At 69.3% G+C, this 9,834-nt stretch carries 8 protein-coding genes and 6 tRNA genes; 9 read left to right on the top strand and 5 right to left on the bottom strand.

Features of this window, described 5'->3' with window-relative positions:
• Window positions 1–654, top strand: a 654-nt coding sequence (locus AB0I42_RS36830) for a transposase (RefSeq protein ID WP_357544406.1), incomplete at its 5' end; no start/stop codon positions are given.
• Between the two features lie 121 nt (window positions 655–775).
• Here the strand turns inward: AB0I42_RS36830 and AB0I42_RS36825 are convergent.
• The 4 genes from AB0I42_RS36825 to AB0I42_RS36810 form a co-directional block, all read right to left on the bottom strand.
• Window positions 776–1,693: an aminoglycoside phosphotransferase family protein gene (locus tag AB0I42_RS36825; protein WP_357544405.1), complete on the bottom strand. Its 918-nt coding sequence runs from the start codon at window positions 1,691–1,693 to the stop codon at window positions 776–778.
• A gap of 213 nt (window positions 1,694–1,906) precedes the next feature.
• A complete protein-coding gene (locus tag AB0I42_RS36820) occupies window positions 1,907–2,395 on the bottom strand; it encodes a hypothetical protein (protein WP_357544404.1) in 489 nt (162 codons plus the stop codon).
• Window positions 2,396–2,542: 147 nt separating this feature from the next.
• Window positions 2,543–2,689 (bottom strand): hypothetical protein, encoded by a 147-nt coding sequence (locus AB0I42_RS36815; protein ID WP_357544403.1) that lies wholly within the window; start codon window positions 2,687–2,689, stop codon window positions 2,543–2,545.
• Window positions 2,690–2,790: 101 nt separating this feature from the next.
• Window positions 2,791–3,282 (bottom strand): hypothetical protein, encoded by a 492-nt coding sequence (locus tag AB0I42_RS36810; protein WP_357544402.1) that lies wholly within the window; start codon window positions 3,280–3,282, stop codon window positions 2,791–2,793.
• Window positions 3,283–3,518: 236 nt separating this feature from the next.
• Between AB0I42_RS36810 and AB0I42_RS36805 the strand changes: the two genes are divergently transcribed.
• Window positions 3,519–6,647 carry a BTAD domain-containing putative transcriptional regulator gene (locus tag AB0I42_RS36805; RefSeq protein WP_357544401.1) on the top strand — a complete coding sequence of 1,043 codons (3,129 nt, stop codon included), beginning with the start codon at window positions 3,519–3,521 and terminating at the stop codon, window positions 6,645–6,647.
• A 50-nt stretch (window positions 6,648–6,697) separates the two neighbouring features.
• On the opposite strand, the gene AB0I42_RS36800 is transcribed toward AB0I42_RS36805, so the two are convergent.
• Entirely contained in the window at window positions 6,698–8,371 is a 1,674-nt protein-coding gene (locus AB0I42_RS36800) for an HNH endonuclease signature motif containing protein (RefSeq protein WP_357544400.1), read from the bottom strand.
• A 155-nt stretch (window positions 8,372–8,526) separates the two neighbouring features.
• Here AB0I42_RS36800 and AB0I42_RS36795 point away from each other — a divergent pair, with 155 nt between their 5' ends.
• The 7 genes from AB0I42_RS36795 (at window position 8,527) to AB0I42_RS36765 (ending at window position 9,613) form a co-directional block, all read left to right on the top strand.
• Window positions 8,527–8,658, top strand: coding sequence for a hypothetical protein (locus tag AB0I42_RS36795; RefSeq protein WP_357544399.1), 132 nt, complete (start codon window positions 8,527–8,529; stop codon window positions 8,656–8,658).
• 95 nt (window positions 8,659–8,753) lie between these two features.
• Window positions 8,754–8,826: transfer RNA gene (locus AB0I42_RS36790), tRNA-Trp, on the top strand.
• A gap of 215 nt (window positions 8,827–9,041) precedes the next feature.
• Window positions 9,042–9,114, top strand: a tRNA-Ala gene (locus AB0I42_RS36785).
• 110 nt (window positions 9,115–9,224) lie between these two features.
• Window positions 9,225–9,297: transfer RNA gene (locus AB0I42_RS36780), tRNA-Arg, on the top strand.
• A 48-nt stretch (window positions 9,298–9,345) separates the two neighbouring features.
• Window positions 9,346–9,421, top strand: a tRNA-Gly gene (locus AB0I42_RS36775).
• 35 nt (window positions 9,422–9,456) lie between these two features.
• Window positions 9,457–9,529, top strand: a tRNA-Leu gene (locus AB0I42_RS36770).
• A gap of 8 nt (window positions 9,530–9,537) precedes the next feature.
• Window positions 9,538–9,613 (top strand) — tRNA-Thr (locus AB0I42_RS36765).
• Window positions 9,614–9,834 lie beyond the last annotated feature (221 nt).

The following is a 9,834-nucleotide window of genomic DNA, read 5'->3' as shown; positions in this document are numbered from 1 at the left end:
ATGCGGCTGACCGCCCGCCGCGCCGCGGTCGAGGCCAGCTCCACCGCCCAACGACAACTACACGCGATGGTCGTCACCGCCCCCGAACAGGTCCGGACCCGATTCCGCGGCCAGACCACCACCACGATGATCACCACCGCCAGCCGGCTCCGACCGACCACGACCAGCGGCGACATCGAGACCACCACAGCCCTGACCGTGCTACGCGACCTCGCCCGACGCATCCGAGCACTACAGGCCGAGGCCGCCGGGCACGAAGCGGCGATCCTCGCGATCGTGCGTTCCTGGCGCCCGGACCTGCTCACCCTGACCGGTGTCGGTCCGATCGTCGCCGCCACCGTCCTGACCGCCTGGTCCCACCCAGGCCGCTGCCGCGACGACGCCGCCTTCGCCATGCTCGCCGGGACCGCACCCATCCCCGCCTCATCCGGCAAGACCGTCCGCTACCGACTCAACCGCTCCGGCGACCGGCAACTCAACCGCGCCCTACACACCGTCGCCCTGTCCCGGCTGCGATACGACGAACGCACCCGCGCCTACGCCGACCGACGCCGCACCCAAGGCAAAACCGACCGCGAGATCAAACGCTGCCTCAAGCGCTACATCGCCCGAGAGCTGTACCGACGCCTCGAAACCCCACCATCAACCACTTGACGCACCATAGGAGCGTCGCCGGGCGGCCCGCCGTCACCGGCGCCGGCGGGCCGCGTCGCCGGGCCCGGCTCAAGGCGATGGAGCCGTACGCGACCGCGACGAGCGCGTTCCGCAGCCACGATCAGGGCTGTGGGAGCCGGGCGAGCGCCCGGCGGAGAAACGCGTCGCGGCGCCCGTTGAGGGTGGTGGCGGTGAGGTCCCGTCTGCCCTGATCGTGGATGGCGGGGGCGAACACGGCGATGTCTCCTGGCATGTTGAGCGCGGTGACCGCGTCCCAGAACGCGACGTCCCGTGCCGGTTCCCCGGTCGCGTCTTCCCATCCGGCCAGCACCTGTTCCGCCGCATCGCCGCCGAACATGAGCGCCGCGTCCAGGCGCAGCGAGGACAGGTCGATGCCGTTGTGGCCGACCCCGGCCATGTCCCAGTCGACGATGCCGGTGAGCGTGTCGCCGTCCCACAACGTGTTGCCCTGCCAGAGGTCACCGTGCACGAGCACCTGCCTGCCCGCCGGTATCGGAAGCCGGCTGACGTGCGCGTCGGCCGCCTGGAGCAGCGGTGTGGTGGGGCCACGGCCGAGCCGGCGCTGCCGGGCGAAGTCGCTGGCCGGGATCGGGCGGGTGCGTACCGGCAGGTCCGGCGAGGGGACGGCGGCGACAGCGTGGAGCGCGGCGGCCGCGGCACCCAGCGCGCGCAGCCGTTGCGGTGTCGGCTCGACCGGAATCGTGCTGCTGCCGGGCACGACGGTCTCGACTACGGCCGCGGTGCCGTCGGCGCCGGTGTCGAACCCGAGGATCGTCGGTGCCCCGACGTGGCGATCCCTGGCCACGCCCAGTGCTGCGATCTCGGTGGCGAAGCCGCCCGGGTCGTTCGGGGCGGTTATCTTGAGGACCGCTTCGCTCACGTGCCCGTCGTGCCGGATCCGCAGCAGCCACGGGTTGCCGCCCTCGCGTAGCCCTTTGACCACGACCGCTGTCGCCTTTTCGCCCACCTGCCGGGCGGCCCAGGCGAGCACGGCGCCGGTGGGCTCCGGGGGTCTCATGGTGGCAGCCTATGCGTGCCCTGTTCCTGTCGCCGTACCGTCGACCGCGGCGCCGAGCCCACCGCCGGCAGCACGACCTGGTCTGGTGCGGCAACCCGGGCGGTTCACCTGCGCGACGCCAGGTGGCTGAACGGCGACGTGCCGTTCAGCCACTGACTGTCCGTGCTTCGCTGATCGTGATGCGACGCCGGAGGGATCTCGCTCCTCGGATTCCTAGGCGCGGGCCCGTTGGATGGCGGAGCAGTACTTCGAGGTGCCCTTGACCATGCAGACCCGGAGTGCGACGAGAGCGTTCTCGGCGATGTTCCCGCTCTGCCAGCCACTGCAGTAGGGGGAGTTGTGGCCCTGGGTGGTGGCGATGCGATCGACCTGGAAGGAGGCTCCAGGGTTGATGTCCATTTGCATCTCGACTCCCCAGCCGTCAGCGTGCCGGTCGCAGGCCCGGATGGCGTCACCCGGAATGCCGCCAAGGGGGTCCGAGTTGAAGTCGCCCCATCCCACGTCGTTGGTGACCGCGTTGGTGATCGTCAGGTAGGCGTCGTAGGACTCTGACCAGTCCGCCCCCCGCAGTTCGAACTGCACGTACAGGTGGTGCCCGTCGGGCAGCGCCGCGTGTGCCGGCGACTGGACGACCAGCACCATCAGGGCGGCGACGCAGGCGGCGAGCAGTGCTCGCATCGGTGACAAGGTGCGCTTGACCATCAGGAGTCCTTCCTCGATTGGATGTTGAATGACCGTTCTTCCGCCGTCCGGCCAGGCGGGCGGACGCGGCTGGTTCGGTGGTCGGGTCGCCCCGGGGCGCCGCGAGCGGGGCGGCGTCGGCGACGAGATCGGCGTGTGGCCGAGGGGTCACCAGCAGTTCACCGGGCCGGCCGCCGGCCAGACGAAGGTCCGGTCCGGGGTGACACCGTCGGCATCGGCGATCGGCAGATGGAGGTGGCGGCGCACGTCCACGGCGACGGGCCGGGCGCTGTTGTCGGGCGTGTCGTCGGTCATCGCATCGTCCGGATGCCAGCTGGCGGTGGGGCGTCCGGGGCGGGCGCTGATATGGACAAGGTCGGGTGCGGGAGGGGCCCGTCGTGACGCGCACAAGATCCCTACTCCGTTCTCCAGACCTCCGGGCCGGTGTAGCAGCGCTGCCATCCGGACGAGGAGGACCCGTTGTAGTAGAGGTCGACACAGACTCGTCCCCGTGCGACGTCGCCACTGGTGGAGCCGGACCAGTTCGGCCACCAGTTCACGACCGCCGTGCCTGTGTTGTCGAGGGCCCACCGGCAGTTGAAGGTGTTGCGGGGGCCTTCCCATGTGCTCGTCTGACCGGCCCGCCGGAGGATCAGCCAACCGGTGATCTTGCAGGCGGTTGCCGAGGTCGCGCTCGATCCGAAGGAGACCGAAGTCTGCAGGCCGACGTACTGGTAGAAGGAGACATCGACGCCGAGGTCGATCCAGTTGCGTTGCTCCAGGCTCCCGCCTACCCGGTGCCAGTTCGTCGATCTCGCGGCGAACGCCGACGTGCTCGGTATCAGGATCGCCGCGGACGAAAGAAGCACGACGATAATCGCGTGCGCGAACGACTTCCTGCCAGTCATCGTTTCTCCCGTGGTGATGAGCGTTTCCGTCGGTGTCCGGCGGAGAGGCAAGCATGGTTGCCGGCGGTAGCGGCACGGTTGCGCGACGGTAGCGGCGCATGATCGACATGCGGCTATACTCCCTACGGCCGGCGGAGGCAGGTCGTGCCAGGAGGTGAGCAGGAGTGGTCTCCTTCGCTGTTCTCGGACCTCTGGCGGTGTCGCGCGAGGGCCGTCCCGTGGGTCTGGACGCGCCGATGCTGCGTAGGCTCCTGGCGCTGCTGCTCTGCCGCGCGGGCCAACCGAGTTCCGCCGACTACCTCATCGAGGCGCTGTGGGGCAGCGTGCCGCCGGCGAGTGCCCGCAAGACGCTCCAGGTGTATGTGCGCCGCCTCCGGCAGGCACTGGGCGACGCGGAACGGATCCGGCACGGCTCGGGTGGCTATCTGCTCTCCGTGGACCGCGACGAGGTCGACGCGCGCCTGTTCGAGCATCTCCTGACCACCGCGCGATCGGTGCGCGGCAGCGACCTGGGCCGGGCCCGTGCGCTGCTGGCCGAGGCACTGGATCTGTGGCGTGGCGAGCCGTACGCCGACGTGGCGACCACCTGGCCCGTCGCCCGCGAGGCGCAGCGCCTGAACGACGTACGAATCGGCGCGGTCGAGGAGAAGGCGTCGCTCGACCTGGAGTCGGGCGACAACGCCCAGGTGATCGTCGACCTGGAACCGCTGGCGACGGCGCATCCGTTCCGGGAGGACATGCACCGTCACCTCATGACCGCGTTCTACCGGATCGGCCGGCGCGCCGAAGCGCTCGAGCTCTACCGTCGACTGCGCGATGTCCAGGTACGCGAACTCGGTGTCGAGCCCGGGCCGGAACTTCAGCGCCTGCACCAGGCCATGCTCCGCGGTGACCCCGAGTTGTCCCGGCCGGACAGTGCCCCGGCGACCGTCGGGCACGGAGAGGACTCCGCGGGCCGACGACCGCCTCAACTCCCGGCCCCCGTGCCGATCTTCGTCGGTCAGGGTGCCACCCTGGCCTGGCTCGACGAACAGTTGGACCGTCCCCGCCACGATTCGGCGCCGACGGTCATCGCCCTCGATGGTGCGGCCGGCGTCGGGAAGACCGCGACCGTTCTCGTCTGGGGACGAACCGTCGCACACAGGTTCCCCGACGGCCAGGTCTACGTTGATTTCAGGGGATATGCCCCGGAGGTGCCGATATCGGCCGTCGAAGCGATGGCCACCGTCCTGCGGGGGATGGGCATCGCCGCCGAGCAGATACCGACGACCGCCGAGGACGCCGCCGCGCTGCTGCGCGCGTCCACGGCCGAACGGCGGATGCTGCTGCTGCTCGACAACGTCCGCACCGTCGGACAGGTGCGGCCGCTGCTCTCCGCCGGTGGTCCCGCCGTGATACTCGTGACCAGCCGGGCCCGGCTCACCGGACTGGTCGCCCAGCACGACGCGAGCCGTCGGACGGTCGACCCGCTCGCCCCCGCGGAGTCCCGGGAACTCCTGGTCCGCATCATCGGCCGGACGCGGGCGGACACCGCACGGGAGCCCATCGAGGAGCTGGCCCGAGCGTGCGGACACCTCCCGCTGGCGTTGCGGATCGCGGGCGCGAACCTCGCGGACCATCCACGGTGGACGACAGCGGACTACGTCGCGACGATCGCCTCCGACAAACGCCTCGCCCGGCTGACCGTCGAAGGGGAGGAGAGCATCGCCGTCCGGGTGGCCCTCGACCACTCGTACGCGGTGTTGACGCCCGAGGAACAGCAACTGTTCCGTCTGCTCGGCGTGCTGCCGACGCCCAGCTTCGACCCGGCCACCGCCGCCGCACTGTCCGGCGCGACCCGAGACGTCACGGAACGTCTGCTCGACCGGCTCGTCGCGATCAGCCTGGTCGAACCACGAGCCGGCGAACGGTACGCGTTCCACGACCTGGTGCGGCTGTACAGCAGGGAACGCGCGCAAAGCAGCGAGTCCGCCGCCCACATCGACCACGCCTGGGGCCGGGTGCTGGAGCACTACCTCGGCCTGGTCGACCAAGCCGCCCGACTGCTCTACCCCAACCTGCTGCGGCCGGAGACCGGCCGTGCCCCGGCACCCAGCACGTGTTTCGCGGACGACTCCGGCCAGGCGATCGCCTGGCTCGACGCGGAACGCGCCAACCTGGTCGCGGCGGTCCGACATGCCACCACCACCCGTCCGTACGACGGGTGGATACTCGCCGACGGGTTGCGCGGATACTTCTGGCTACAGCGCCACATGGTGGACTGGCTGGCCGTCGCAGAGGCCGGCCTGGCCGCGGCGGACTCGATCCACGACGACCTGGGACGTGCCACCGCCCACCTGAACCTCGCGACGGCGCACCTGTGCCAGGGCAACTACGCCGTCGCGACGCGCCACTACACGCTGGCCCACCGCGGCGCGGAGGCCGCGGACTGGCTGGAGGGCCAGGCCGCGGCCATGGGCGGACTCGGCACCGTCAACCTTCAGTCCGGTCAGCTGGAACTCGCCGTCCGCAGCTACCGCGGGGCGTTCGAGGCCAACCAGAAGCTCGGCCGTATCGCCAACCAGGCAACCAATCTCAGCAATCTGGGGCTCGTCTACCTCGATCTCGGCCAGGCCCGGGTCGCGGCGGATCACTTCGGCGCCGCGCTGGCACTGCACCGTGAGGCCGGATCGGTCACCGGACAGTCCTACACGCTGACGAACCTCGGCGAGTCCATGCGGATCCTCGGCGACTTCGCGCAGGCGACCACATGCGCCGAGGAATCCCTGGCCCTCGCCCGCGCGGCCGCCTACCGCTCCGGCGAACTGGTCGCGCTGGGCGTCCTGGCCCTGATCGACCGGGACACCGGGGCGCTGGATCGGGCGCTCGATCGAGCCAGAACCGCGCTGGCCGGTGTGGAGGAGAGCGGCGACCGGTCGAGCGAGGCAGACATCCGAAACACCATCGGCTCCATCGAACTGCTGGCCGGCGATCACCCGGATGCCGAAGAGACGTACCGGTTGGCTCTGGACATCGCGTTCGCGGCCGGCACCCGGTATCAGGAAGCCGATGCCCGGATCGGGCTCGCCGAAACCGCGCTCCGGCAGGGCGACCTCAAGGCAGCCCTGTTCATGATCGACGGCGCGATCGAGATAGCGACCGCGACGGGCTATCGCCACATCGAAGCCCGCGCCCGCGCCGTCCTCGCCGAGGTGCACCGCGCCACCGGCAGCATCGCCGAAGCGCGTACCCAGGCTGCCCAGGCACTGGCTCTCCACGAGCAGGTCGGGCACCTGCTCGGCATCGACCGCACGCGTGCACTCCTGCGCCGGCTGGCGGCCGACGAGACGGCCGACGAGACGGCCGTACGCGACACCGGGGGCTGACCGGCGCTGGTGTCGTGCTAGCCGATCCCCACCCTCATGCCGACAGACGCCTAGCAGTAGGGAGAGCCCACTCCGTAGCGGTCGGGATGGTCGACTGGAGTCAGTGTGAACCCTGTCGAGAGCTCCCAGATTTCCTCGTAGCGGGCATGGCCTTCGCTGTAGATGTGCCTCTGCGGATCATGCCGGCTGCGTTGCGTGCAGTTCAGGGCGGTAAGCGCGAACGGCACGCCTTGGTTGTCTATGACAAGACGCTTGGCCTGACCGCCGATTCGGTAGTCGACGCCTATCTCGAACGTCGCCGCGCCCTGGCCGATGATCGACTCGATCACGACGACCTCCTCGGCCTGGTCGCCGACCTCCAACGTGTGGTGTTTGAAGAACAGATCTCCGGGCTCGTTGCCGACGCCCCCGTCGGGCACGGCGATCCGGGCGCGGGGGTCGGCCTCGTCGAAGTCGAACATCATTCGGATGGTCTGCCCGGACGATTGCGCCGGGATGTCGAGCAATGTGCCCGAGTGGGGATCGGTACGCCGCAGACTGATCGGCCGAACGTCGTCAATGCGAATCGGCTGATTACGGCGCCCCTCAAGCGTCACCCGGAGGGTCAGGGTGTGCGGGTTCGCGGCACCGGCGGCGCGAAGGTCGGCTTGCAACTGACGGAAGCCGTCGAAATCGTCAGGAAAACTCCTGAGGACCTGCCGCTGCGGGTCGGTCAGTCTGAAACCGTGCGGGAGGACAAGACTGTCGCCTTCGTCGAAGAACTCGATGCTGTAGCGCAGATCGTCGTCGGACTGGAACGCCTCCCGTATGCGGTCCTTCGCCGCATCGCGGTCAAAGGTCTCGGGCAGTACCCAGCCGACGACGAACAGAGCGGCGACCACCAGTGCCCCCGCCGCAGCGGTGGCGAGCCGTCCGAGGGGAAGTGCCCCGCGCCCGCGTACCTCACCGTTACGCCCGCCAGATCGATGCACGATCAGCCCGGTCTGCGAGTCAGCGGGATCCCGCTCCTGCCCGCCGCCGACCGGCCGGACCTCAAGGTGCAACTCGTACCACGCCACCGCCTCCCCAGGTACGGTTCCGGCCGCCAGCGCTCTTCGCACCTGTGCGCCCAGGGAGTAGTTCCGCTCAGCGAGCTTCGCGAGGTATCCGTTGAGGGCATGCTCCGCGTCCATCAGCTCGCGAGCGCCACGCATGTGCTGGATGTTCTCCGCGTAGCTCCTGAGCAGGTTCAGGAACTCGACGATGAGAACCCCGTCCCCCGGGGCAAGGTGGTTTGGATAGGTGTAGCTCGTCGCCGGGCACTCCACGAACAGGTTCCAGAGCCGGCTGCCCGTTGCGAGGGTCTCGCTGGCCACCGGCTGGGCAAACCTCGGATCCGGCACGAGTACCGGCCGATTTCGTGGCGCGAGTGCGGCGTTCCACGCGGCGTGGTCGCGTTTGATTCTCCGTAACTCTTCGACCGGGTAGCGAAGTGGTTGATCGTCCACCTGCTTGTGGTGCTTGCTGCAGAGCAGGAGGAGGTTGTCGTGACTGTCGAGCCTGCCCGGGGCCAGGCCACCCGCGCGGGGGCCACCGGGGGAGCGAGCCACGATGTGGGCCTCCTCCCCAAAGACGGAAGGGTCATCTGTCTCGGTTCCCGGCGTCAGCACCAGAACCTTGCAGATGGCGCACCGGCCACCAGCCTCGACCCAGATGATCTTTCGCGTCTTCTCCGAAATGGACACCGAGGGACAGTAGCGAGCGAAGACATCGGGGACAACAGGGTGCCGATCCGATGACTGGATGCCGTCGCGTTTCCTAATAGGGTTGCCCGGTCCAGGGGGTAGCCCTACCGTAGAGATCAGCACCAAGACGAAACCGACCAGGTCAGGAGACCGACATGTTGTGGCACACCTCGATCACACCGCGATGGCTGACGCCGCGCGGCGAGGTCGCCACGACCTGTGCCGGCCGATCCGGCTTCCTGGCCGGCAGCGAGAAGAACCACCACCTGGGCAGGTGGCGTGGCTAGCGACCGTTAGCGATCCGCGCGCCGCCCACCCAGATCCGGGACCGGGCGGCGTTTCCGTTTCCGGACCTGCTCGACCAGTTCCTTTCCATCGACCTACGGGTGTAGCTCAACCGGCAGAGCACCGGTCTCCAAAACCGGAAGATGCGGGTTCAACTCCTGCTGCCCGTGCAACCGCCCCGGCCCCGGCCGGTGGCATGGCTCGTTGAAAACTCCACAGTGGATGGCACAGCATCGACGCCACGCACGAGTGCGTCGCGTCGACATCGTGTTCCGGCCGCCGGCACATCCGCCGGCGGCCGGACGATCCGGAGCGGGGGAGACGGCAACCCGCGCGCCTTGGGAGCGCGAGACACCCCGTTCGACTCGGGGGTTTCCGGACGTATGGGCTTGTGGCGCAGTTGGTAGCGCACCGGTTCGGCAGACCGGGGGTCGGCGGTTCGAATCCGCCCAGGTCCACGAGCGGTCGACCAGGACGACCGGCCGGGAAACCGGTACGGCACCTGGGCCAGACCGTGCGGCAGCCGGGTCGAGTCGCCGAGGAAGGCGTACCCGACCGCTTCCGTTTCGTCCTCGTAGCTCAGCGGATAGAGCACCGGATTACGGATCCGGGGGTCGGGAGTTCGAATCTCTCCGAGGACGCCGCCGGCATCGTACCGGGAGCCCGACACTCCGGTCGACGGCTCGTGCGTGGCTGTAGCTCAGCAGGTAGAGCGTCGCCTTGCCAAGGCGAAGGTCCCGGGTTCGAGCCCCGGTAGCCACTCCATCGGAGGTGCGGATCCGCCGCCCGCAGTTCACCCCGCCCTCGTAGCCCAACGGCAGAGGCCCGACGTTGAGGACGTCGACAGTGCGCGTTCGAATCGCGCCGAGGACACGCACCATGCCGGCGCAGCACGACAGGCCGTGCAGCCGACTTGTAATCGGCAGGCAGCGGGTTCGAGTCCCGCCGCCGGCTCCACGCCCGGGTAGCCCAACGGCAGAGGCACGCCGCTTAGTAGTGCTTTGTTAGGTCGTTGTGGCGTGTCGCTTGTATGTGGATCGTGGCGGTGTTTGGCTGCCGTGTGTGGATGAACGCGAGCTGGCTCGGGTGCGGGCACGGTTGGAGGACTTCGCGGCAGGGGTGTTCGCGGGGTTGCCGCGTGCGGATCAGCGTGCGACCGGTCTGCGGTATCTGCGGGG

It is taken from the genome of Polymorphospora sp. NPDC050346 (assembly GCF_040655695.1).
Lineage (GTDB): Bacteria > Actinomycetota > Actinomycetes > Mycobacteriales > Micromonosporaceae > Polymorphospora > Polymorphospora lycopeni.
The sequence above is the reverse complement of the archived record's forward strand: the minus strand, read 5'-3'. Positions and strand labels throughout refer to the sequence as shown.